Origin of the sequence: Streptomyces cahuitamycinicus, assembly GCF_002891435.1 — a bacterium.
GTDB lineage: Bacteria > Actinomycetota > Actinomycetes > Streptomycetales > Streptomycetaceae > Streptomyces > Streptomyces cahuitamycinicus.
The window spans coordinates 1-616 of record NZ_POUC01000938.1; the positions used below are offsets into that span (position 1 = coordinate 1).

Consider the following 616-nt stretch of genomic DNA (forward strand, 5'->3'; position numbering starts at 1 on the left):
GCGCAGGGGCCCGCCGCACCCGCTCCGCCACCTCGCCCTGCTCCGTCTCCCACCAGGGCCGGACCAGTACGGCGGGCCCCTGCGCGGGGGCGGCGGGAGCGAGTTCGCCGTCGAGACGCCGGTCCAGTACGGCCGTCTGGGTCCTCTCGGCCCGCGCCCACTGCGCGAGGACCACCAGCAGGAAGGGGAGCGCGGCCAGTTCGGAGACGCCCAGCATGGCGCCGCCGCCGAGCTGCTGGTCGTGGTGGACGTCGGAGGACCAGGGCGGCGCGTGGTGCAGGTACCAGGCGCCCGCGATCAGGGTGCCGTGCGTCATGACCACCAGCCCGGGGAGCGCGTCGACGATCCCGTCCAGGAAGACCAGGGCCGCCCGGACCGGGTGGGTGCACCAGGCGGGCAGGGCCTGCTCGCGGGTGAGCACCGGCAGCACGAACAGGCAGCCGGCCGCCAGCAGGTGCAGGTACATCAGCTCGTGCAGCCAGCCCACCCGCAGCGCGGTGGCGAAGTACGGCGTGAAGTAGACGGTCAGTTCGGTGGCCAGCACCAGGGCCGTGCTGACGAGGGGGAACGTCAGCAGCCGGACCGGACGTCCGGACAGCACCCGCCGCACCCGGCC

The 616-nt window shown here is 74.7% G+C and carries 1 protein-coding gene; it reads right to left on the minus strand.

Going from position 1 to position 616, the window contains the following annotated elements; genetic code table 11:
• Nucleotides 1-616: cytochrome c oxidase assembly protein (locus C1J00_RS43980; protein ID WP_146046438.1), on the minus strand; the 616-nt coding region annotated here is incomplete at both ends.